Annotated in this window: 16 protein-coding genes; 9 read left to right on the top strand and 7 right to left on the bottom strand. The window is 34.5% G+C overall.

All coding sequences use genetic code 11. From position 1 onward, the window contains the following. Positions 1-20: 20 nt before the first annotated feature. The 6 genes from AC3IPI_RS13875 to AC3IPI_RS13850 form a co-directional block, all read right to left on the bottom strand. Positions 21-533, bottom strand: a complete 513-nt coding sequence (locus AC3IPI_RS13875) for a Rieske (2Fe-2S) protein (RefSeq protein WP_039112844.1) — start codon at positions 531-533, stop codon at positions 21-23. An 11-nt stretch (positions 534-544) separates the two neighbouring features. After that, the gene (locus tag AC3IPI_RS13870; RefSeq protein WP_039112845.1) at positions 545-1,114 is read right to left on the bottom strand and encodes a 4Fe-4S dicluster domain-containing protein; all 570 of its coding nucleotides are present in this window, start codon (positions 1,112-1,114) and stop codon (positions 545-547) included. Between the two features lie 17 nt (positions 1,115-1,131). After that, complete coding sequence (locus AC3IPI_RS13865; RefSeq protein WP_489153410.1) at positions 1,132-3,348, bottom strand: molybdopterin oxidoreductase family protein; 2,217 nt, start codon at positions 3,346-3,348, stop codon at positions 1,132-1,134. Between the two features lie 85 nt (positions 3,349-3,433). Then, positions 3,434-4,486, bottom strand: coding sequence for an MFS transporter (locus tag AC3IPI_RS13860; RefSeq protein WP_489153408.1), 1,053 nt, complete (start codon positions 4,484-4,486; stop codon positions 3,434-3,436). A 28-nt stretch (positions 4,487-4,514) separates the two neighbouring features. Continuing rightward, a complete protein-coding gene (locus AC3IPI_RS13855; RefSeq protein ID WP_039112848.1) occupies positions 4,515-6,107 on the bottom strand; it encodes a magnesium transporter MgtE N-terminal domain-containing protein in 1,593 nt (530 codons plus the stop codon). 20 nt (positions 6,108-6,127) lie between these two features. Continuing rightward, a complete protein-coding gene (locus AC3IPI_RS13850) occupies positions 6,128-7,603 on the bottom strand; it encodes an MFS transporter (protein ID WP_489153406.1) in 1,476 nt (491 codons plus the stop codon). Positions 7,604-8,723: 1,120 nt separating this feature from the next. Here AC3IPI_RS13850 and AC3IPI_RS13845 point away from each other — a divergent pair. The 7 genes from AC3IPI_RS13845 to AC3IPI_RS13815 all read left to right on the top strand — a co-directional run bounded on the left by AC3IPI_RS13845 (position 8,724) and on the right by AC3IPI_RS13815 (position 20,445). Then, positions 8,724-11,846, top strand: coding sequence for a SusC/RagA family TonB-linked outer membrane protein (locus tag AC3IPI_RS13845; protein ID WP_489153404.1), 3,123 nt, complete (start codon positions 8,724-8,726; stop codon positions 11,844-11,846). Between the two features lie 15 nt (positions 11,847-11,861). Then, the gene (locus AC3IPI_RS13840) at positions 11,862-13,331 is read left to right on the top strand and encodes a RagB/SusD family nutrient uptake outer membrane protein (RefSeq protein ID WP_489153402.1); all 1,470 of its coding nucleotides are present in this window, start codon (positions 11,862-11,864) and stop codon (positions 13,329-13,331) included. A gap of 28 nt (positions 13,332-13,359) precedes the next feature. Next, positions 13,360-15,291: an arylsulfatase gene (locus AC3IPI_RS13835; RefSeq protein ID WP_323490792.1), complete on the top strand. Its 1,932-nt coding sequence runs from the start codon at positions 13,360-13,362 to the stop codon at positions 15,289-15,291. Positions 15,292-15,484: 193 nt separating this feature from the next. Next, positions 15,485-16,564, top strand: coding sequence for a sterol desaturase family protein (locus AC3IPI_RS13830; RefSeq protein ID WP_489153400.1), 1,080 nt, complete (start codon positions 15,485-15,487; stop codon positions 16,562-16,564). Positions 16,565-16,568: 4 nt separating this feature from the next. Beyond that, a complete protein-coding gene (locus tag AC3IPI_RS13825; protein ID WP_489153398.1) occupies positions 16,569-17,279 on the top strand; it encodes a thioredoxin domain-containing protein in 711 nt (236 codons plus the stop codon). A 176-nt stretch (positions 17,280-17,455) separates the two neighbouring features. Further along, on the top strand, positions 17,456-18,718 hold the full coding sequence (locus tag AC3IPI_RS13820; protein WP_489153396.1) for a YeiH family protein: 1,263 nt from the start codon (positions 17,456-17,458) through the stop codon (positions 18,716-18,718). Between the two features lie 83 nt (positions 18,719-18,801). Further along, positions 18,802-20,445 (top strand): arylsulfatase, encoded by a 1,644-nt coding sequence (locus tag AC3IPI_RS13815; protein WP_489153394.1) that lies wholly within the window; start codon positions 18,802-18,804, stop codon positions 20,443-20,445. A gap of 336 nt (positions 20,446-20,781) precedes the next feature. On the opposite strand, the gene rocD is transcribed toward AC3IPI_RS13815, so the two are convergent. After that, positions 20,782-22,035 (bottom strand): ornithine--oxo-acid transaminase, encoded by a 1,254-nt coding sequence (rocD, locus tag AC3IPI_RS13810; protein ID WP_489153392.1) that lies wholly within the window; start codon positions 22,033-22,035, stop codon positions 20,782-20,784. Between the two features lie 149 nt (positions 22,036-22,184). Here rocD and AC3IPI_RS13805 point away from each other — a divergent pair, with 149 nt between their 5' ends. Together AC3IPI_RS13805 and AC3IPI_RS13800 are read left to right on the top strand one after the other, a co-directional pair. Continuing rightward, positions 22,185-22,637, top strand: a complete 453-nt coding sequence (locus AC3IPI_RS13805; protein WP_489153390.1) for an Lrp/AsnC family transcriptional regulator — start codon at positions 22,185-22,187, stop codon at positions 22,635-22,637. Between the two features lie 91 nt (positions 22,638-22,728). Next, the gene (locus AC3IPI_RS13800) at positions 22,729-24,882 is read left to right on the top strand and encodes a penicillin acylase family protein (protein ID WP_489153388.1); all 2,154 of its coding nucleotides are present in this window, start codon (positions 22,729-22,731) and stop codon (positions 24,880-24,882) included. The last annotated feature ends 48 nt before the right edge of the window (positions 24,883-24,930 follow it).

Here is a 24,930-nt window from a genome sequence, read left to right as displayed (position 1 = left end):
ACTATTTTTTTAGGGTTGCTCTAGCTTTCTTTCTGTTCTACAAATTCTTTTACAAAAACGCCTTTATCTTTAAAAAACACTTCTAATTTTGGTAATGCTCTAGGCGGAGGTCCAGAAATTACATCTCCAGTCGCAGCATCAAATGAACCATCATGACAAGGACAATGAATTATTCCTGTTCCTGGTTTATAAAATACAGAACAAGACAAATGCGTACATTTTTGTTCGTATGCTTTGAAATCTCCATTTTCCAGATGTATCAAAATATAGGGTACTGTACTTCCTTCTATTACAAATCCTCTTGTTCCTCCTACAGGAACTTCATCTTTATTGCAAATAAAATGCTCTCCTTGCACTCCTTCTTTTGGTAATAAATAGGCTTTTGCAGCAACAAATCCGCTACCTACCATTAATCCTCCTGACACAAATGTTAGGAATTTAGCAAAATCACGTCGGCTTACCTGAGTAGATTCTTGCTTTTTTATTGGGAAATCTTTTTTCCAGTTTTGATTTAAATTATCTTCTTTTGACATGGATTTTAGATTTAATATATTCTTAATTCATTACTGCCTTTAGGCATCATAATGTTTACTTTGGTATTTACTACTTCTTTTCCGAAGATGAATGTGTTGATTGGTGTACTGTTTGGTCTCATTTCTTCAATTTCGGCTCTTGTTCCGTAAAATAAAGCTCCACTAGGACAAACAGTTGCACACATTGGTTTTTTACCCACACTTGTTCTATCATAACACATCGTACATTTCATCATTAAATCGTACTCTTCCATCTTTTTAGGCACTCCAAACGGACATGCCATCACGCAGTTTGAGCAACCAATACATCTTTCGGTATTGGCAGTATGTACGATTCCGAATTCGTCTTGTGAGATTGCATCGGCTGGACATACGTTTGCACATACTGGATCTTCACAATGCATACAAACCTGTACGGTAGTTTGAATTGTTGATGAACGCTCAACATAGTTCACACTGATCAATGATTCTTGCCCGTTAGTTTCACATTCGGCACAAGCCATTTCGCAAGCCTTACAACCAATACAACGCTGCAGATCTACAAAAAACTCTTCATTTGTATTAAAATTAGTTTGGTTCATAGTCACGTTTTTATAGATTAAATACTTGCATAAGCTTCAGATTCTGTAGATGGTGGCGCAATTATTCCTTGTGGATCCAATAAACAGGCACAAACTTTAAATTCTGGCATTTTAGAAACTGGATCTAAAGTTCCGATTGTTAATTGATTTGCTGATTTTGCTCCCGGCCAATGATAAGGGATGAAAATTGTATCTTTTCGGATTGTCTCAACAATATTTGCTGGAAAAATCCCTTCTCCTCTTCGGGTTTCAACTCGCACTAATTCACGCTGTTTAATTCCGTATTTCAAAGCCAGCTCAGGATGAATTTCTAATAAAGGTTCTGGAATTTGATCTACTAACTTCCCTATTCTTCGTGTTTGTGTTCCACTAAGATATTGAGAAACCACACGCCCAGTTGTAAGCGTTATCGGATATTTATCATCTGTAACTTCACTTGGTAATCTATATGGTGCCGGATTAAAATGAGCTTTCTTATCTGGAGTACAAAATACTTTATCTTCCCATAATCTAGGTGTTCCCGGATGATCATCTGTTGGACAAGGCCAGAAAACTCCCATATTATCTTCTATTTTTTTATAAGATATTCCAAAATAATCTGCTGTTCCTCCTTTTGAGGCAACTCGAAGCTCATTAAAAATAGCTTCACTATTTTCATAAGTAAACTTGTCTTCTTCACCCAGTCTTTTTGCTAATTCTAAGAAAATAGAAGTATCTGTTCTTGCATCTCCAGGAGGAGTAACTGCTTGGCGAATTCGGATTACTCTTCCTTCTGCCGATGTAGTTGTTCCTTCTTCTTCTTCTTGCAAAGATCCTGCAAGAACAATATCCGCATGACGGGCAGTTTCATTCAAGAAGAAATCGATACAAACATAAAACTCTAATTTTTCAAGTGCTTCTCTTACATAGCTATTATTTGGTAATGATACCAACGGATTAAAACAAATAGAAAGTAATCCTTTTATTTCTCCTCTATGAATAGCATCAATGATTTCGTAAGCTGATAGTCCTTTTCCTGGCATATCTTTTTCATCGATTCCCCAAACTTGTGATATGTATTTACGGTGTTCCGGATTTTCGATATCTCTATTTCCTGGTAGTTGATCGCATTTATGTCCGTGCTCTCTTCCTCCTTGTCCGTTTCCTTGTCCGGTTATTGTTCCATATCCGCAGTAAGGTCTGCCTAGTCTTCCTGTTGCCAGAACTAAATTTATGCATCCTACTACATTATCAACTCCTTTAGTATGTTGTTCGATTCCGCGTGCGTGAAGCAAAAAGCTCGTTTTGGCTTTACCCCATAATTCTGCCGCAGCTTTAATTTTATTTTTATCAATTCCTGTAATTTCCTCTGCCCATTCTAAGGTATAATCTTTTACAGCATCGATTGTTTCCTGAAAACCTGATGTATAATTATCTATAAAATCATGATCTAACATATCGTGATCTACCAAATATTTTAGCATCGCACCATATAATGCCGAGTCGGTTCCAGGTTTTATGTCTAAATGAATATCTGCTGTTCTTGCCAACGGAATCATTCTAGGATCTATAACTATAAGTTTAGCTCCTCTATCTCTGGCTTTCCAAATCCAATGAGTTAATGTTGGGAAGGTTTCGCTAATGTTTGCACCACTAACAATAATTACTTCGGCATATTCTAAATCAGAATAATTATTTGAAGCGCGGTCTAATCCAAAAGCTTTTTTATTTCCTGCTCCTGCACTCACCATACAAAGTCTTCCGTTATAATCCAGGTTTCTAGTTTTTAACGCTACACGCGCAAACTTTCCTACCAAATAACTTTTTTCGTTAGAAAGTGAAACTCCAGATAACATAGAAAAAGCATGCTTGCCATATTTTTCCTGAATTCTTTTTATTTCAGATACGGTTTTATCCATTGCTTCATCCCAAGTAGTTTTCTCAAAGCCTTTTCCTTCTACTCTTTTTATAGGATGTAAAAGTCGGTCGGGATGATTATTTTGTAAATATCGCTGTACTCCTTTTGGACACAAACGACCTTCGTTAAAAGGAAACTCCATCCAAGGTTCAAATCCTACTACTTTATTTTCTTTTACTAATAGTTGAATACCACATTGCATTCCGCAAAAACAACAATGCGTTTTTACTATTTCATCTGGTTCATCTCTACCTTCGTAACCATCTTTGGGAGCATAATTTAAATGCGGTCCAAAATCTTCAATTATCTTCTCGGTTGATACAGGTAATTTTGCCATGTTTATTTTGTTTTATTTTGTTTCAAGTTTAAAGTTCAAAGTTTAAAACTGTGACTGAAAACCGTGACTGTATACTTTTAAAAAATTATCCAAATAAGCTTCCGCCACTTTCTAATCTAGCTCTTAAATGTGCTTGCGCCAAACGGGATCTTTTTCCTTCTGGACTTAAATCAAGGTGTGAAGTTCCATCTTCGTGTGTAAAATCAAATCCTAATTGTTTGGTTACTATTTTTAAATCATCAACATGCAACTGAGTTGTAAATTCTTCTCCTGTATGCGGACAAACTGCCATCCCTTTTTTCATTCCTTCTTTCTTGTAAATATGAGCTCCAATCTGGGCTGGACGCTGAATGATATGGAAGAATTTCCCGAAAGGAATCCATATTAAAAACATAATTACTGTTACGGCATGAATTACAGCCAGGAAATCAAACGCAAATCCTTTCATAAATTGATAAGAATAGGTAAGACATAATCCTGTAACTGATATTGCGATTAATAAAATAAGTGGTAATAAATCGCCCTCAAAAGATTGCGTAGCTATTAAACCCGGATTTGTTAATCGTCTTCGCAAATAATAAACTGATCCAATTATAACTAACCAAGATGACCAGTTTAAAGCATGAAAAATCATGAATGCCATAAATGATCCTATTTTGAAATCCATCATTTTAAATCCAAAAAAATGGGCTTCATAAATTGAAATAGAATCTGGTGCCAAAGTAAAATGTATCCATCCGAACGTAAGCGGAATTGTTATTGCAAATGCCGACATACAACCTAATGCAATACAAAAGTGTGCTATCCAACGGTATTTACTTCTTGGGTAAATGAATTTCTGAACAACAATATTCTCTACCGATTCTTTTCCTAAAAACCATAAATGGGAGAATATTTTTCCTGTAAATAGAAACTTGATACTACGCTTAAAATACATCCATGTGGGTGGGCGTTGTAACCAAACTGAATAACGATATACGATTCCGAAGAAGGCAAACACAGTTCCGAATAAATAAGTAACTAGTGCAGCATCAAAATTTTGCAATTGTCTCGACCCGTAAAACACAAGTACTATAGTTAATGCAGATACAAGAGTTGCAACAAGTAAAGCTTTGGTATTAAAAGTTTTATTTTTCATCCTTAATTAAAATTTAATGAATTACTTATTAACTCGGTTTCTCACAACCTTTACGATTATAAAACCACCAATTGATACCTGTAGCTAATATAGTGAAAATAGCAACGCCAATAAAGAATTGATTTACAGTACCATTAGCAGAAAGATTGTTTCCTATTAATTTAGAAAAGATAAATGGCCCAAATGCTGCGATTGCTGCTGTCCAACCAATAACTCCAGCTGCCTGACGTTGGTTTTCGGCAAAAATAATTGGGTATTGTCTAAACGTACCTGCGTTTCCAATTCCGGTAAAAAAGAACATCGCTAAAATTACTGTTACAAAAAGAGGAAATTGATCCATACTTGTTGGTGCTACTAACCCTTCTGTAACTAAAATAATTGCTCCTGCTAAAATTCCTAAACCAGTAATTGTAGTAAGTATAGCTCCTCCCACTTTATCTGCAACAAAACCAAATGCAATACGGCTCGCAGAACCTATAAGTGGTCCGTAAAAAGCATAAACTAAAGGATCTGGCGCATTAGGGAAATCTCCATATAAAAACTTAATCATTAACGGGAAAGCTGCAGATAAACCAGCGAAAGTTCCAAAAGTCATTACGTAAGTAATTGTACAATACCAAGTATGCTTGTTTGAAAAAATATCTAATTGCTCTTTAACAGATGCTTTCATTGGAATACTTTTTAAGTAAAACCAACTTATAATAGACAATAATATTAAAAAGGGAGCATACCAAAATGCAGCCGACTGTAAATAGATTTCTTTATTATTAACCGCTGTATTTTTTGGACTGATATCATTTAATATTTTTTCAGCCATTTTTGGGTTTGCATTTGCAATAGCCTTAGCTTTTGCTTTTAAAGGCAGTGACGTAAAAAGAGCCACTTTATCATCTGATTGTATTGATGTACTTACAGAGTCAATAACAGTTTTCTTTACATTGGTCAATATTCTAGCTTGTACCTCAGGATCTAATGCAGCAAAAACCTCTTTTTGTTTTTCAATACTAGCATTCTGAAAAACGACTATTGCTTCTTTATGATCAATACTTGTAAATACTGATGCAGCTCCAAAAATACTAACACTTATAATAAGTGGTGTCACAAATTGTGCTACCGAAACACCAAAATTCCCAATACCTGCCTGAATTCCAAGTGCTGTACCTTTAAGTCTTTTAGGGAAAAATAAACTTGTACTTGGCATATAAGAGGAGAAATCTCCACCTCCAAAACCTGTAGTAAAAGCTAAAACTGCAAATACCCAAAATGGAGTATTTACATCCATCACTGCAAAACCAATCCCGATTACAGGAATTAATTTAATAAGTGTAGCAATCGACACTATATGTCGCGTTCCAAATATTGGTAATATAAAAGTGTGAATAATTCTTAAGATTCCGGCAGCTAATCCAGGAATTGCTGTTAGCCAGAAAAGTTGATCTTTAGTAAAACGAAACCCTAATCCTGGTAATTTAACCGCTATAACACTCATCATAAACCATGAGGCAAATGATAATACTAAAGTTATTGTTGTTATTGTTAATGTCCTCCAAGCAATTTTACTTCCGGTAGAACTCCAAAATGCTTCATCTTCGGGCTCCCATTTGTCTAACCAAGTTTTCATATATTAATTTATTTTAATTTTTAATGTTTGTCTTCTATTTCTCTGGTGAAATTTGGAGATTTTGCTCTCATTGCATTTATAATAGTTCGGTGCATCCATAACAAGCAAAGAACTGATACTATGAAAATAAATATCCATGAACTGGTCCAGAGCCCAGTATAATTAAGGAGATAACCAAAAATAATCGGGCCTACAAATCCGCCTAATCCACCTATTAAACCTACCATTCCACCAACAACACCTACTTCATTAGGAAAGTATTCTGGAATGTGTTTATATACAGCAGCTTTACCAATTCCCCATGAAATACCTATCAGGATTACCAAAATCACATAGACCCAAAGATTGGCGCTAAATTTTATTTGAGTGATTCCCTTAGCTAGTAATTCTTTCTTTTTTACTTCTTGATTTTGTTCTACAACTATTTCTTGCCAAGAATTTTTTACTGGAAAAATTGCTGTGTCATCATTACCCGAAATTACTTTTGTATTGATTTTATGCTCTTTACCATTTACAATTATTGCATCGGCAGCAACTTCGGTAACAATACCATTATTACTAGCCAGAACTCCAGGTCCTGCTGTAAATATTTCCATTTTTGGGAACATCAGTAAGAAACTAATAACTATCGATGAACCTAAAACCCAATACATTACTTTTCTAGCTCCGAATTTATCAGATAAATAACCTCCAAAAGCTCTGATTATTCCAGATGGTAAACTGAACATTGTTGCAAACATCCCTCCCATTACCAATGAAGTATGGTAAACATTCATGAAATTAGGCACTAACCATTGTGAATAAGCTACGAAACACCCGAAGACTAAAAAGTAATAGGCTCCAAATCGCCAAACTCGAATATTTTTAAGCGGAGACATTAGCTCTTTCATTGTTTTTGAAACTCCTGGATTGGTTTTATTTTTAGCAAAAACAATAAAAAGTATTCCTATAAGAACTAAAACGCCTCCGTAAATTATTGGTAACATTTTCCAACCATTTAATGGATCCTTTTCTGATAGATGATTTAATAAAGTTGGCGCAACAAAAGTTGTAATCGCTGCACCTGCATTTCCCATTCCGAAAATACCCAAAGCTCTTCCTTGCCAGTTTTGAGGATACCAAGCCGAAGTATATCCAATACCTACAGCAAAGCTGGTTCCTACTAAACCAAATAAAAAACTTAAAACTGCAAAACTCCAGAATGAATTTGCAAACGGAAGAAGAAAAAGAGGAACAGAACATAATAACAATAAAACAGAAAATATAATCTTCCCTCCATATTTATCTGTTAATATACCTATAGGAAGTCTGAAAACTGATCCTGAAAGAATAGGGATTCCTAGCAACCAACCTGTTTCTACAACTGTCCAATTAAATATACCTTTATCTACAAGATACGTAACCAAAACACCATTTAGTGTCCAGCAAGCAAAACAGATTGTAAATGCTAAAGTATTTAAAAATAAAATTTTGTGTGATTGAGATAAACTACTCATAATTGACTGTTTTTAATATCGTTTTTAATTAAATCAGTACTCTAGTTATGAACCTCTTTAATTAAAAATCAAAATTAAAGAAATCAATTTCCACTTAAAATGACATTTGTCATATTAAGGACAATATTATCCTTAATGACTTTTTTATGGTCAATTGGATATTATTTTAAACAATGATGGTTTTATTCCGAATAAAATTAACAAAAAAATTTACACAAAAAGGAATTAACACGTATTAAGAAAGAATATAAATAACTTACTATCAACACTATAAACCAAAAATTTTAGATTATCGTTTATTATAAGAAAATAATGAAAACCCTTTTCTGCTCCACTTTTGTTAAAATTTTAGTTGCAAATGAGATAAACGGCGCTTTCATACCAAAACAATAATAAAAACGAAGATTTTGATAGTCAATAAATTAAGATTCCATATTGAAATTGTATTAAAAAAGCTATTTTTTTATTAATTACTATATCTTTTTTTTAAATAAAAAAAGAAGCAACAAACAAAAACAAACACCTAGTAATCAACAAATTAAAACACACAAAAAGAATAATAAATTGTATCTCCCCTATTTATTTTCAAAAATAATTATATAAATTTTTGGTTTTTATTATATATAATTTAACTTTGTCTATAGAATTAGTAGAGTTTAAATAAAAACAATCTATATTTTGAAAACAATCGAGAGAATATCTAACTACAGTCTTCCTAAAGTATACACATATAACACCTTCTGTTATATGTGTATCTGTTGCTAATTCTCATCGTAATATTTTCGTTTACCTATTATAAAACTATAAACTTATTATAGTTTGACTTAAACGAATTTTATTAAACACCTTCCACAATTATCTTACTGAAAAGTCAAAAACTATTCTTTACCACATGCGTAAGGAACAAGTTGGTGGAAAAACATGTAAAAAACTAAAATAAATAATTAACTAAAAAAAGGAAAATGAAAACAATGCATAGAAGTTGCTGTAAATAAAAAAAGCCATTTCTGCGGCAACAGAAATGGCAGGCTTAAAAAAAATGTGAATCTCTTTATAAAGGAAACGATTGTTGATTTCTCAGCTTTCGCTATGCCTTTACTATTTAAACCAACACAAAGAAATGAAAAAAAAATTAAACATATACTCATTGCTATTACTTCTGCTTGTATCTGCCGGAATTAATGCACAAGATACAACACCTCTTATACAATCTAAACTCGACGGAACCATAGTCGATGATATTACAAATCAACCCATTATTGGAGCATCTGTAAATATTAAAGGTACTACACACGGAGTAGTAACAGATGCCGAAGGGAAATTTTATTTTCAGACAGGTCAAAAATTCCCATACACTTTAATAGTAAGCTATATAGGATATAAAAAAGCCGAAGTAATCGTTGAGAAGAATCCTATTACCATTAGTTTAAAAGAAGAACGCCAAGAACTAGACGAATTAGTAGTTGTGGGATATGGAGCTCAAAAAAGAAAAGACATTACAGGTTCTGTAGCTTCTGTTCCAAAAGCAAATCTGGCACAAGTTACCTCATCGGCAGATAACTTACTACGAGGCGCAATTCCCGGAGTGGTTGTCACCCAAAGTTCAGGACAGCCCGGAGCATCTTCGAGTGTACGTATTCGGGGAGGAAACTCGATTACAGCAGGTAACGAACCACTTTATGTTGTAGATGGAATATTAATTTATAATGACAATAGTAATAGTACTGCTGGCGTATCGTATTCGGGAGCAACTGTTAATGTACTATCAACCATAAATCCCGGAGATATAGAATCTATTGAAGTGCTAAAAGATGCCTCGGCAACTGCAATTTATGGATCTCGTGGTGCAAATGGTGTGGTACTTATTACTACCAAAAAAGGAATAAAAGGACAAGATAATATTTCGTATCAAGGCTATTTCGGATTTCAGAATGTTTCGAAAAAATTAGACCTAATGAATGCAAGCCAATGGGCTAGTTTGCGCAATGATGTTCAGGCAAGTATAGGACAAGCACCTTCTTTTTCGCCAGCACAAATAGAAGCTTTAAAAACTTCTGGAGATTATGACTGGCAAAAAGCAGCTTTTAGAACTGCTGCTCCTATCCAAAATCATCAGTTAACGTTCTCTGGCGGAGATGATCGTTCCAGATATGCAGTTTCTGCAGGTTATTTTGACCAAGAAGGAATTTTGCTTGGATCAGATTTCAAACGAATATCTCTTCGCGCTAATTATGAAAGAAACTATTCTCAAGCTTTTAAGTTTGGTGTAAATGCTAATTATAGTAACTCTATATCTAATGGTGTCGGTTCTAACTCTAGTAGCAGACAACCTAATCCGCTAGTTGCTGCTTTGCTAATGGCTCCCGTAGTTCCTATCAGAAATTCTGATGGTTCTTATAATGTAACTCAAAATCCTTACGCTACATCTGTTAATGGTTACGTACCAAACCCTATTAATGATTTGGAAAATACAACCAACGAAACTAAAATTAATAGAATATTGACAAGTCTGTTTGGGGAATATAAAATAACTAAAAAACTTGTAGCCAAAGTCGCTGTTAGTGGAGATGTTATTAGTACTAAACAAAATTATTATGCTCCATCAAACACTACAAATGGAGCTGGAACAAAAGGATTAGCGTCTGTAGGTGACCGATTAGTAAGTTCTGTACTGAATGAAAACACCTTAAATTACAATACTACTTTTGGTGAAAACCATAAATTCTCTGCTTTGGCAGGATATACACTTCAATACACCGAAGGAGAAATAGTTAATGCAGGTGCAAATACTTTTGTAAATGATGCAAATACTTACAATGCTTTACAAGATGGTGTACCCGTAAAACCATATAGTGATGCTTTTGAGAGTGTATTGAAATCATGGTTAACCAGAATAAATTATTCTTATAAAGGCAAATATAATTTTACATTATCTGCTCGTGCAGATGGATCTTCGAGATTTGGTTCGGAATCGCTTTGGGGTTATTTTCCGTCGGCAGGATTTTCCTGGAATATTACCGAAGAAGAATTTGCTAAAAACATAAAAGGAGTTACCGAAGCAAAACTAAGATTAAGTGCTGGAACAACAGGAAATCAGGAAATAGGAAATTATCTTTCGTTGGCTTCAATGGGTTCTGTTAACTATGCTTTTGGAGGAACTTTACAAACAGGATTAGCTCCTACCCGATTGGCAAATCCAGATTTAAAATGGGAAAAAACCAATCAATATAATATAGGTTTAGATTTATCATTATTAGACAGAAGAGTAAATTTTGTTTTTGATGTGTATTATAAGAAAACAAACGATTTACTTATAAATGTACCAATTCCGCTTACTTCAGGATATGCAACTGTACTACAAAACATTGGTGGAGTTGAAAATAAAGGGATCGAAATTGGTCTAACAACAGAAAATTTAAGAACAGAAAACTTCTCATGGAATTCTAACATTGTTTTCTCTGCTAATAAAAATAAAGTAGTTTCAATAGGAAATGGAGTTGACCAATTTTTTCCTGTAGTTCCAAATGGTTCTTTGTTGCAACAACAACCTGTAACGGTAAAAGTAGGTTCGCCTTTAGGAACTTTTTGGGGATATAAAACCAATGGTATTTTCCAAACTCAGGAAGAAATTAATACCCAACCTAAAATAAACAGCCTTGCCAATACCAAAGTTGGAGATAGAAAATATGTAGATACTAACGGTGACGGAGTAATATCGGCTGCTGATAAAGGAGATCTTGGAAGTTCTCAGCCAAAATTTGTTGGAAGTTTTAGTAATACAATCTCTTATCACGATTTTGATTTGAATTTCTCTTTACAAGGATCTTATGGAGGTAAAATTTTTAATGCACTTAACCAACAATTAGAAATTTCTACTCTTGGTACTAATGCTGCAGCAACTCTAAATGATCGCTGGACACCAACAAACCCAAGTAATGAAATCCCTAGAGCATCTAGTTCGCCGCTAGGTATAGTTTCTGAACGCTATGTAGAAGATGCTTCTTTCCTGAGATTAAAATTGATCACTTTTGGATACACATTACCTAAAAGCCTTTCATCTAAACTAGGAACAAAGAGCATTAAATTTTATGTATCAGCCGAAAACTTAATAACATGGACTAAATACACTGGTTATGATCCAGAGGTAAGTTCTTATGAACAAAATAATTTATATCCCGGAATTGATTTTGGAGCTTATCCAAACTCTAAAACATTCATTTCTGGCTTGAACGTAACTTTCTAAGTAAAAAAATAAACGATGAAAAAAATAATAACATTACTATTAAGTGTCGGTCTGTTTATATCGTGCACCGAACTTGAGGTAACACCTACCTCATTTGTAACCGAAGATAATTACTTTAAAACCCAAGATGATGCAGTAGCAAGCGTAAATGCAGTATATGCCTCTTTGAGTCTTGATCCAGGAGAACAAAGTTTATTTGGTAGAAATCTTTATTTCCTAACCGATATGGCGACTGATTATGCAGCAGCAGGAGTTTCGGCAACAAATCCTCAAGTAAGAGCATTGAGTAGTTTAACTCATGATGCAACTTCTGATCGTGTACAAGTGGCTTGGCGCCAAATATATGCCGGGATAAACAGAGCCAATGTATCTATCGATAATGTTCCCAGAGTATCGGGTTCAGAAGTAGTAAAAACCAGATTGATAAATGAAGCTAAATTCATTAGAGCCTTATTGTATTTTCAGGCAGTACGTCTTTGGGGCGGAGTTCCGATAGTTTTACACGAACCAAAATCTATTGATTTAGAAAGTTTAAAAGCAAATAGAGCAACAGTAGATCAAGTATACGCGCAAATTATTACCGACCTAAAAGATGCCGAAGGCTTGCCGACTACCTATCCTGCAAATGATGCCGGACGTGCTACATCTGGAGCTGCAAAAGCTATTTTGGCAAAAGTATACTTGACAAGAAAAGATTGGCCAAACGCAATCCTTAAATCCAACGAGGTTATTAATGGCGGATATGGATACGCTCTTTTTGAAAATTTTGCTGATGTATTTAATAAAACAAAAAAGAACGGAAAAGAACATATTTTCTCCGTACAATTTGAACCAAATCAAGCAGGAAATGGATCTAGCGGAAGTACTTTTCAAGGAACATCTTTTACAGGATTTACAGCCACAGAACCAGCAGATATTATCTCGGATGTAACTTTATTTTATGATACTTATACCGCTGGAGATACAAGAAGAGATGTTAGTTATGCAAAACAATTATTGAATCCTGCTACAGGAACACTTTATACTTTTCCGAAACCAATATTTAAAAAATACTTAGACCTTACAAATCTGGCAACACCTGGTAATGTGGCAATTAATTTTCCGATTATTCGCTATGCCGACATCTTATTGACTTTAGCGGAAGCGACAAATGAACAATCCGGACCTACTACCGAAGCCTATGAAGCTTTAAACCAAGTAAGAAGGAGGGCTTATGGAAAACCAATTAACACGCCAGATCCTACGATAGATTTATCAGGATTAACCCCTGCAACATTTAGAGCAGCGATTCAGGAAGAACGCAAAAAAGAATTTGTACAAGAAGGACAACGCTGGTATGATTTAGTTCGTTGGGGAACATTGGTTACCGAAGTAAAAAAAGTAACTGCAAAAAACTCAGTTTCAGAAAGAAACAATCTATACCCAATTCCGCAAAGCGAAAGAAATATTAACCCAGTTGGTTTACCACAAAACCCTGGATATTAACTACAAACCATAAATAAAACTATTAAAAATGAAAAAAATCAATACAAACAGTAAGATCAAAAGTCCTAAAAAGGGGCTTTTGATTACTGCTTTACTAGTTACACAATTAGGAGCAGTACAAGGATTTGCACAAACAAATCCTAATGCAAACTTTAAAGGCGTAATAGGTAAAACCTTAGCCGACTCTAAAGAATATTGGCCAGAGCCTGTTACGGCACCAAAAGGCGCACCAAATATAATCTGGATTTTACTAGACGATGTTGGCTTTGGTGCTTCTAGTTCTTTTGGAGGATTGGTACAAACACCAACATTTGATAATTTGGCAAATAATGGTTTACGCTATACTAACTTTCATACAACAGCCATTTGTGCGCCAACACGTGCCGCATTATTAACCGGAAGAAATTCGGGCAAAGTACATGTTAGCGGATTTTCGCATACGGTTATGTCAGCAGGTTTTCCTGGTTGGGACGGAAGAATTCCATCTGATAAAGGAACAATCGCCGAGATTTTAAGAGATAAAGGATACAATACTTTTGCAGTAGGTAAATATGGATTGACTCCTGATGAAGAAGCTACCGATGCCGGACCGTTTGACAGATGGCCAACGGGTAAAGGTTTTGAACACTTTTTTGGTTTCTTAGGATCACAAACAGATCAATACAAACCAGATTTAGTCGAGGATAATGCCCATGTTACTCCAGATGGAAGACACTTAACGGATCAGATTACCGATAAAGCCATTAGTTATATCACCAAGCAACATAAAGCTGCTCCCGATAAACCTTTCTTCTTGTATTATGCACCTGGAGCTGTTCATGCACCTCATCAGGTAGCTGAATCTTGGAGCGATCAATACAAAGGGAAATTTGACGAAGGTTGGGATGTATATCGTGAGAAAGTATTGGCTAATCAGAAAAAATTAGGTGTAATTCCTGCCAATGCTATATTACCAGAACGTAATCCGCTTATTACCGATTGGAAAAAATTATCAGCCGATCAAAAGAAAGTTTATGCCAGATTTATGGAAGTATATGCTGGATATCTTACTTATACCGATCATGAGATTGGAAGAATCGTAAATCATTTAAAAGAAACTAATCAATTAGAAAACACATTAATTTTTGTTGCAATTGGCGATAATGGAGCTAGTAAAGAAGGTACTTTGCAAGGTACAATTAACCAATCACTATTTTCTAAAACGGTATCTGATGAACAAAATCTTCAGAATAATTTAAATAATATCGGAGAAATTGGAACTGCAAAAGGTTTAAATACAAATTTCCCTTTAGGATGGGCACAAGCAACAAATTCGCCTTTTAAAAATTGGAAACAAGATGCACAATCAGAAGGAGGAACACGCAATCCGTTGATTGTTTATTATCCAAAAGAAATTAAAGAAAAAGGCGGAATCAGAAATCAATACAGCCATGTAACCGACTTACTTCCTACAACCCTGGATATTGCAGGAATTAAAGCTCCGGAATATATTAGAGAAGTTAAGCAAGATGCGATACAAGGTTCTACATTATATGCTTCGCTAAATAATGCCAAAGCAGAGTCATTACACAAAATACAATACTACTATATTTTTGGGAACAGAGCCATTTATAAAGACGGATGGAAAGCTGCAGCAGCACATCTTCCTGATTCATTTGCGATAAAAAATTCATTAGGCAAAAATGAAGCCCCAGCGCCAAGCAATTTTGATACTGATGTTTGGGAATTATATAACCTAAACGAAGATTTTAACGAGCGTGTAAACTTGGCAAAAAAGTATCCAGAAAAATTAGCAGAACTTCAGAAATTGTTTGATGAACAAGCGAAAGAAAACAACGTATATCCGCTAATCGATTGGCAAGATGTATTTAATAGAAGAATACATAATCTTGGTGCCGATAAAGGAAAAACACTTCAGGAATTGGCTAAAAAAGCAACACAATCTGGAGCAACAAATTAATAATTAATCAAGAATCAGGTCTTTTACTAAAAATAAGAAAGACCTGATTCTAATAAACTTTATAGATATGAAACGAGTAGACTTTGAAATTATAGGAAAAAAGATTCTTGTTGGTGCAATACTCTTTTTAGTTCCGCTAATCATTTTAGCAGGAGGCTTAACCTTAGTAAATCAACTTTTAAAATAAGAAATCATGGCAGTAGTACAGAATTCAAATAAAAATTTAAAAAGAGACTTAGGGATTAGTCTTTTTATATATTCATTGCCTGTATTGGCAATTTACCTTTACTTTAAATTAAGTAACGGCATCATAACCGAATCTCATATAACATTACCATCGTTTTTAGAATTTGCAAAACCTGCATTTTCAAACATAAGAACATGGGGATTGACAGTATTTATGCTCGTTCTGGGTATCATAGAATTCACCGCTGGTTTATACGATGATCAATGGACGGGTGAAGAACGCAAAATAGATATTATAAGCTTCTTAGCTCCTAAGTTAATCTTACCTCCTGTTATTGCTTTTTTCAGCCTAACAATTTTACCAATTGTAATTCCGAATCTCGAAAATGCGCTTTCTTGGGTTCCTTTTTGGGGAGGTTTTTTCTTAATTGCTGTAGCCGATGATTTAACCCAATATTGGTACCATCGTTTGCATCATCAAGTACCTTTTTTATGGCGTTTTCATAGAACACACCACTCAGCCCCGTATATGGGAATGGCAATGCTTTCTAGACAAAACTTCATTTATACCGTGTTTTTCTCTCAAATATACCTAACAGCTACGTTAACCTATTTAGGATTAGGATTGCCTGCTTTATTTGTTTTGGTTATAAAAAGTTTCATCACATTAGGAGCACATTCTAGCATTGCTTGGGACAAACCTCTTTATAAATACAAAGTATTACATCCTATTGCATGGGTTTTAGAACGATTAATTTCGACTCCAGCCACACACCACGCACATCATGCTGATACTAGCGGCGACGGAATCGGACATTTTAAAGGCAACTTTGGGAATATGTTTTTCATTTGGGACGTAATCTTCGGTACTGGTTTAATTACCCGAAAATTCCCAAAATCGTACGGAATCAAATCATACAAACAAGAAGAATGGTATGCACAGTTTCTTTGGCCAATATTCAAATCTAAAAAAGAAGGAAGTGCTCTCGCCGATGGTGTTTTTTCAGTTCCGCTAACACAAAAAGCTAATAATACAGCTACTCAAAGTCCAAGTCCTGTTTATTTTGAACAGCAAACTCAATCCTGAAAACATGAAAAATTCAAACATAAAAAACAGCATTACAGCATTAATCCTGCTATTTACGATTGTAAGCTTTGCACAAGATAAAAGCTCAAATATCGTATCGCTAGATGTCTTTTATTCGAAAATAAAAAGTCAAAAAAATCCGCAGATAATTGATGCTCGAGGCGCAGAAGAATTTGCATTGAATCATATAAATGGTGCAGTCAATTTTAATTTGCAATCCGAGAATTATGCTAAATCAGTAGCTGCATTAGATAAATCAAAACCTGTATTTATTTACTCCATCGGAGCAGGACGAAGTGTAACTTTAGAAAAAGAATTATTAAAAAATGGCTTTAAAGAAGCCTACAGTCTAGAAGGAGGAATAGCCAATTGGATTGGAAACGGAAAACCATTTTATGCTAATTCTAAAAGCAAATTATCACTAGCAGAATACAACAAAATCATTGCCGATAATAATTCCGTTTTAGTAGATATTGGATCTAAATATTGTGGCGCTTGCAAAAAAGTAAAACCAGTTCTGGAAACCATAAAAGCGCAATATGGTGAAAACTTAAAAATCGTAGAAATTGATTTAGAAGAAAACCCACAAGTCATAGCCGACTTAAAATCAATAAAAGTTTTCCCAACCTTAATTCTATATCAAAAAGGGAAAATTGTTTTCAAAAAAGAAGGATTAGGTGATTTGAAAAAAGATGTTGATCTAGCTTTGAATTAAAGGTTCTGAGGCGCAAAGGTTCAAAGGTTTTTAAAAAAGGTACTGAGATTCTAAGATGCAAAGGTTTTCCGTAGAGACGCACCGCAGTGCCTCTAAAGGTTCAAAGCTTTTATGCAACATTATCATACCTACAAGGTCCAAAAAGACCTTGCAGGAAAAAAATAAAAAACATTAAAATGTCAATTAAAACAAAACAATATACCATTCACGAAGACTGGACAGTCGTTATTCTAGGATTTTTAATAATTGGGATATCCCTATTTATTTTTCTTCCGGAAGTTCCTGTATTCAAATGGACAAGTGGAACAGATTTATTAAAAGATGTATTTGCTTCAGATAATTTACAAATCATCGCATTGCAGTTTTTATACCTTATCACTATAGGTACAATTGGTGCTTTCCTAATCGGAAAATCAGTAAAAAACTTTTTACTCGGTTTCCCAATAGTTTATATACTAACCGTTATTGTGTTGATTATTGCAGGAAATGCAACGATAAAAGGATTCAACCTCGAAGCCGTAATTTTCAGTCTAATAATAGGTTTAGCCATTGGGAATTTTTTCAAACTACCCGAATGGTTTCGTACAGCACTTGCTACAGAAGTATTTGTAAAAATCGGATTAGTATTATTAGGCACAAGCGTAATCTTCTCCGACATTCTTAAAGCAGGCACTTTAGGATTAGCCCAAGCTTTGGTAGTCGTATTATCTGTTTGGTACTTTGCTTTTTGGTTGTGCAAAAAACTAAAGGTCGATGATGAACTAACAATGATGATTTCTAGTGCTGTTTCTATCTGTGGTGTTTCTGCTGCTATTGCAACATCAGGAGCTATTAAAGGAGATTCTAAGAAACTATCCTATGTCATTTCGATGGTATTAGTAACGGCAATACCCATGATGATATTTATGCCCATAATTGCCAAGTATTTCAACTTCCCCGAAGAAGTAACCGGAGCTTGGTTAGGCGGGAGCATCGATACCTCGGGAGCCGTCGTAGCATCAGGTTCGCTAGTAGGAGAAACAGCTTTAAAAATAAGTACAATTGTAAAATTCTCTCAAAATGTATTATTAGGATTAGCCGCTTTTGCCATATCTGTTTACTGGACATATACCCATAATAAATCAGCCGAAGCAGTCGCATCCAAGCCGACATTAGGAGTTATCTGGGAACGTTTTCCAAAATTTGTTATCGGTTTTATAGCTGCCTCATTAATCTTTTCGTTCCTGCTTACTCCCGAAGTTAGAGATCAGGTTAAGGATAGTTTAAAGAATTTACAAGGAATTTGGTTTGCATTAGCCTTTACAAGTATAGGTCTGGAAACCAACTTTAAAGATTTGTTTAGCAACAACAGCAAAAAACCATTATATGCCTTTTTAATCGCGCAGTTATTCAATGTAATCATAACCCTAATAATCGCCTTTTTACTATTTAGCAATTAATCTTATTCCGAGAACTTTGTCAAAGTTTGAAACTTTGACAAAGTTAAACTCAATGATTTCGACACTTTAAAATACCAATCAGAATGAAAAAAATAATTATCACACTAAACCTTCTACTGACAACAGTCGTTTTAGTTCAGGCACAAAACAACACTTCAAAACCTAACATTATCCTAATCATGGTTGATGATATGGGGTATTCGGATTTAGGAAATTATGGCTCCGAAATAAAAACACCAAACCTAGATAAACTAGCCACAGAAGGATTACGATTACGAGAATTTTACAACAACTCTATTTGTGCACCAACCAGAGCATCCTTATTAACAGGACAATATCAGCATAAAGCAGGCGTAGGTTTTTTTGATGTAAATCTTGGCTTACCAGCCTATCAAGGTTATTTAAATAAAGAATCATTAACCCTCGGCGAAGTTTTCCGTTCAGGAGGTTACAGTACTTTGCTATCTGGAAAATGGCACGTAGGTTCAGAGGATCAGGCACAATGGCCCAACCAAAGAGGATTTGATAAATTTTACGGAATCCTAAAAGGAGCATCAAACTATTTTGATACCAAACCATTGCCATTCGGAAAAACACCCTATCCAGTAAAACTGATAAAAAACAATCTCGAATTACACCCAAAAGACGATTCGTATTATTTTACAGATGAAATCGGGAATAATGCCGTAACATTTCTAGAAGAACAAAATAAAGAAAACAAACCATTCTTTTTGTATTTAGCCTTTACAGCGCCACACTGGCCATTGCAGGCAAAACCTGTAGATATTGCCAAATACAGAGGTAAATTTGATGAAGGTTGGGATGTATTAAGAGAAAAAAGAATCCAAAAACTAAAAGAAAACGGAATCCTTCAGGCAGATCAAACCATTGGTCCAAGAGATTCCGAAGTACCAGAATGGAATAAATTAACCTACGACGAGAAACAATTCTGGAAAGCCAAAATGGAAGTTTATGCCGCAATGGTCGATAATATGGATCAAAATGTTGGAAAAGTTTTAGACGAATTAAAAGCATTAAAAAAAGATAAAAACACCCTAATAATTTTCATTTCAGACAATGGTGCACAAGGCGGATTCAATAGTTACAATCCGTTAAACAGAGGACTTGTACGAAATACAGGCCCTGTAGGAACATCAGGTTCATTTGATTATCAGGAACAAAACTGGGCATATTTATCCAATACCCCATTGCAACAATATAAAAATAATATGCACGAAGGCGGTTTTAGTTCCCCATTTATCGCATGGTATCCATCACAAATAAAAGCCGGACGAATCGATAAAGGAACAGGACACATCATCGACCTTGCCCCTACTTTTTACGAATTGGCAGGAATACAATATCCCAAAGAATATAATGGTGTGACGACAAATCCTTTGGTTGGAAGTAGTTTGATACCTGTTTTATTTAATAATGTTTCGCAGGTAGATCGAGGCACACCATTATTTTGGGAAAGAGCAGGAAACCGAGCCGTGAGAGATGGCAAGTGGAAATTAGTTTCCATATATCCATCCTACGAGTGGGAACTTTATAACATCGATACCGATAGAGGCGAAACTACCAATGTAGCCCTGCAAAATCCTGGAATCGTAAATCAGTTATCGGCAAAATATTTTGATTGGGCAGATAAAACCGGAGTAGTCGAATACAGCAAATTCAAACTAAAAACCGAAGTAATGCCCGGTGGATCCCCATTAAAGAAATAGTTGCTTTTTTTGATATTTTAAGCAATTATAAACGAAAAGCGATAGTCCTCAAACTATCGCTTTTTTAATTTTCAGGAGCTAAATCCTGCTGTACACTATATCTTTTTCTGTCAAAAAAAGCCAGAAAAAGGATGCCGTTCCCATCAGGGCTAGGCTATGAATATTGTAAATAAATTTTAAACACTAATTACACTAATTTGCACAAATTTTAAAGATTAAATTAGTTTGTGAAATTAATTTCACAAACTAATTAGTGTCAATTCGTGAAATTCGTGTTTATTTTTTACCAATGTCTAAACGGCAAGTTACCATCAAGATTAGGCTATAAATTACTACTTATTTTTTAAAATCATTAAGTGCTTTTTCTATAATAGCAAGACATTCCTTAATTTGATCTTCGGTAATAACCAAAGGTGGCGCCAAACGAATTTTGTTTCCATGAGTAGGTTTAGCTAATAAACCATAATCTCTAAATCTCAAACAAATTTCCCAAGCAAGATCAGATTCTTCATCGCAGTTAATTACAATTGCGTTTAGTAAACCTTTACCACGAACCAAAGTAATAAGGTCATTTCGCTTAGCAATATCATTTAAACCATTACGTAATATAATCCCTAAACGCTCTGCATTCTCAGATAAATTCTCATCTCTTACAACCTCAAGAGCTGCAATTGCAACAGCAGCAGCAACAGGATTTCCTCCAAAAGTTGACCCGTGTTGTCCCGGTTTAATAACGTTCATAACAACATCATTACACAATACAGCCGAAACAGGATATACACCACCAGAAATTGCTTTACCTAAAATTAAAATATCAGGTTGAACATTTTCATGATGTACAGCCAATAATTTTCCTGTACGAGCAATTCCCGTTTGAACTTCATCGGCAATAAATAAAACATTATGTTTCTCACAAAGTGCTTTAGCTTTAGCCAAATAACCTTCCGAAGGAACATAAACCCCAGCTTCACCCTGAATAGGTTCTACAAGGAAACCAGCAATATTTTTAGACGATTCCAATACTTTTTCCAAAGCATCAAGATTATCGTATTCTATTTTTATAAATCCAGCTGTATAAGGACCAAAGTTTTTACGCGCAGTTTCATCATTAGAGAAAGAAATAATAGTAGTCGTTCTACCATGAAAGTTGTTCTCACAAACAATAATTTGAGCTTCATGCTCAGCAATTCCTTTTACTTCATAAGCCCATTTACGACACAATTTTATAGCAGTTTCAACAGCTTCTGCACCGGTATTCATTGGCAAAATCTTATCAAAACCAAAAAATTTAGTTACAAACTCTTGGTAGTTTCCTAATTTATCATTGTAAAAAGCTCTCGAAGTCAATGTTAGTTTTTGAGCCTGATCCACCATTGCTTTCACAATTTTAGGATGACAATGTCCTTGATTTACCGCAGAATATGCCGATAAAAAATCAAAATATTTCTTTCCGTCAACATCCCATACATAAACCCCCTCACCTCTTTCTAAAACTACCGGTAATGGATGGTAGTTATGAGCACCATACTTATTTTCTTTTTCAATTAATACATTAGATTTTGACGAAAGAATTTGTTGAACCTGTTCCATGATCTATATTTTTTTACTTTTCACAAAAATAGCACTATTTTTTAATTTTACAATAAATTTTAATATTTTTGACTTACATTTCGATAAACCAAGTCAATTTTAACTATTTTTAACCAAAATAAAGTCATTTTTAATTTAAAACAAAATTCATGGATTCATTAGACGAATATGATATCAATATCATCAAGCAATTGGAAAAAGATGGGCGAATGGCATTTTCTGCAATAGCCACCAATTTAAAAATATCCAATACAATGGTTCATCAGCGTATAAATCGATTGATAGAACAAGGCGTATTATCTGGAATTAAACCTGTTGTTAATGAAAAAAAAATTGGATACGATTGGGCATCATTTACAGGAATAACGCTTAATAAAGATTCAGATTCTGACAGGATAATCGAGGCATTAAAAAAAATTCCCGAAATCACCGAATGTTATTATGTTACGGGATCCTTTACCCTTTACATAAAAATTATAGCCAAGAATCACGAACACATGAGAAAAATACTCTACGAAAAAATTGATAGTATTCCGGGAATCGCCAAAACAGATTCTATTATAGAATTAGGATGCGCTTTTAAAAGAAATGCAAGTCTATAAAAAATAGACTAATTTCGAAAGAAACTTAAACTGGCTAAATCATATGGTTTATTCTAAAAAAAACATACTATTTATATTCTTTTTTTTCCTTTTGAGCTTAACCCTTTTTTCGCAAAAAACAAGGAAAAGAGAGGTTAAAAAACTTCAGGAAAAAGCACAAAAAGTAACCATCATACGTGACAATTGGGGTATCCCTCACATTTATGGAAAAACAGATGCCGATGCTGTTTTTGGCTTAATGTATGCCCAATGCGAAGACGATTTTAAACGTATTGAAATGAATTACATAGAAAAACTAGGACGCCTTTCAGAAATAAAAGGAGAATCGGTTTTATATAATGATTTAGAAATTAAACTTTTAATTGATGCTAATGAAGCCAAAGCCGATTATAAAAAAGCGGCTCCGTGGTTAAAAAAATTATTGAATAGTTATGCTGACGGAATTAACTACTATCTATACAAACATCCCGAAGTAAAACCTCTTTTATTAACCCATTTTGAACCTTGGTTTCCTTTGCTTTGGACTGATGGAAGTATTGGTGCCATAAGTACAGCCGATCTTTCTACAGGAGAATTAAAAGCATTTTACTCCGGAAACAATGACAAAGTAACGTATGTAGAACGAGAGAAAAATGTGCAAACTGGCTCAAACGGATTTGCTTTTGCGCCCTCTAAAACCGCATCAGGAAATTCAATTCTTTATATCAATCCACATACTACTTTTTATTTCAGACCCGAAGTACAAGTTACAAGCGAAGAAGGACTTAATGTTTATGGCGCAGTAACTTGGGGGCAATTTTTCGTTTATCAGGGATTTAATGAAAACTGTGGTTGGATGCATACTTCTTCAAATGTAGATGTTGCCGATATGTATGCCGAAAAAATAGTCGAAAAAAACGGAAAACTATTTTATGAATATGACCAAGAATTGATTCCTGTAATTGAGAAGAAAATCACAATTAACTATTTGGAAAACGGAAAATTAATTCCAAAAAAGTTCAAAACCTATTTTACAAACAATGGCCCCATAATGGCTAAACGAGATGGAAAATGGATTAGCCTTAAATCTAACAATCGCTCCATGAATAGTTTGGTTCAAAGCTGGGTCAGAACCAAATCAAAAGGATTTGAAGATTATAAAAAAGCAATGGATTTAAAGGCAAATACATCCAACAATACCGTATATGCCGATAACAAAGGAAACATTGGGTACTGGCATGGAAACTTTATACCTATTAGAGATAAAAAACTAAATTGGTCAAAAGTTATAGACGGCACAACATCAGCCACACAATGGAAAGGATTACACGAAGTATCGGAAACAGTTCATTTATATAATCCTGAAAATGGCTGGTTACAAAATTGTAATTCTACACCTTACACTGTAGCTGGAGATAATAGCCCTAAAAGAGAAAACTATCCAGCATATATGGCTCCCGACGGAGAAAATTTTAGAGGCATAAATGCCGTTCGTATTTTTAGTAAAGGCGAAAAATATACACTGGACAAAGTAATCGCTAATGGTTATGATAGTAAACTCTCCATTTTTGAAATACTAATTCCAGCCTTACTTACTACTTTTGAAAAAGACATAAGCCTAACAGATTTAGAATTTAGTGATTTATCAGAACCTATTGCTATTTTAAAAAACTGGGATTATTATGCCCGAGAAAATTCTATTGCAACAACACTAGCGGTCGAATGGGCATACAAATTAGACCCAATTATACAAAAAGCATACATTAATGAAGGAGAAGCCGATCAGGTAGAAAACACTAAAAACTTTGCAAAAAATGCAACCGACAGTCAATTAATTCCACAACTACAAGCTACAATAAAAGAATTAAAAGATAAATGGGGAACATGGCAGGTTCCTTGGGGAGATATAAACCGTTTTCAGAGATTATCAGGAGATCTAAATCTAACTTATAATGATTCACAGACAAGTTTACCTATAGGATATGGCCCGGGATCTTGGGGCAGCTTACCCTCATTTAAAAGTAGTTTCCAAAAAAATACTAAAAAGCGTTACGGATATAATGGTAATAGTTTTGTTTGTGCCGTAGAATTTGGCACTAAAGTAAAAGCAAAATCTTTGCTTGCAGGCGGAAACAGCGGCGATGTTAAATCAAAACATTTTTACGACCAAGCCGAAATGTACCAAAAAGGGCAATTTAAAGATGTTTTGTTTTATAAAGAAGATGTCGAAAAAAATGCCGAACGTACCTATCATCCAGGTCAATAATTTACATAATCTACGACAATCAATATAAACCTCAGAAGAAAAATCTTT

This window comes from Flavobacterium sp. GL_143 (assembly GCF_057834355.1).
The sequence above is the reverse complement of the archived record's forward strand: the minus strand, read 5'-3'. Positions and strand labels throughout refer to the sequence as shown.

Excerpts from the sequence above, each read along its gene's own strand:
- AC3IPI_RS13835 (WP_323490792.1), top strand. The coding sequence starts at position 13,360 with ATGAAAAAAATCAATACAAACAGTAAGATCAAAAGTCCTAAAAAGGGG.
- AC3IPI_RS13865 (WP_489153410.1), bottom strand. The coding sequence starts at position 3,348 with ATGGCAAAATTACCTGTATCAACCGAGAAGATAATTGAAGATTTTGGA.
- AC3IPI_RS13820 (WP_489153396.1), top strand. The coding sequence starts at position 17,456 with ATGTCAATTAAAACAAAACAATATACCATTCACGAAGACTGGACAGTC.
- rocD (WP_489153392.1), bottom strand. The coding sequence starts at position 22,035 with ATGGAACAGGTTCAACAAATTCTTTCGTCAAAATCTAATGTATTAATT.
- AC3IPI_RS13875 (WP_039112844.1), bottom strand. The coding sequence starts at position 533 with ATGTCAAAAGAAGATAATTTAAATCAAAACTGGAAAAAAGATTTCCCA.
- AC3IPI_RS13850 (WP_489153406.1), bottom strand. The coding sequence starts at position 7,603 with ATGAGTAGTTTATCTCAATCACACAAAATTTTATTTTTAAATACTTTA.
- AC3IPI_RS13870 (WP_039112845.1), bottom strand. The coding sequence starts at position 1,114 with ATGAACCAAACTAATTTTAATACAAATGAAGAGTTTTTTGTAGATCTG.
- AC3IPI_RS13825 (WP_489153398.1), top strand. The coding sequence starts at position 16,569 with ATGAAAAATTCAAACATAAAAAACAGCATTACAGCATTAATCCTGCTA.
- AC3IPI_RS13815 (WP_489153394.1), top strand. The coding sequence starts at position 18,802 with ATGAAAAAAATAATTATCACACTAAACCTTCTACTGACAACAGTCGTT.
- AC3IPI_RS13860 (WP_489153408.1), bottom strand. The coding sequence starts at position 4,486 with ATGAAAAATAAAACTTTTAATACCAAAGCTTTACTTGTTGCAACTCTT.
- AC3IPI_RS13855 (WP_039112848.1), bottom strand. The coding sequence starts at position 6,107 with ATGAAAACTTGGTTAGACAAATGGGAGCCCGAAGATGAAGCATTTTGG.
- AC3IPI_RS13845 (WP_489153404.1), top strand. The coding sequence starts at position 8,724 with ATGAAAAAAAAATTAAACATATACTCATTGCTATTACTTCTGCTTGTA.
- AC3IPI_RS13830 (WP_489153400.1), top strand. The coding sequence starts at position 15,485 with ATGGCAGTAGTACAGAATTCAAATAAAAATTTAAAAAGAGACTTAGGG.
- AC3IPI_RS13805 (WP_489153390.1), top strand. The coding sequence starts at position 22,185 with ATGGATTCATTAGACGAATATGATATCAATATCATCAAGCAATTGGAA.
- AC3IPI_RS13840 (WP_489153402.1), top strand. The coding sequence starts at position 11,862 with ATGAAAAAAATAATAACATTACTATTAAGTGTCGGTCTGTTTATATCG.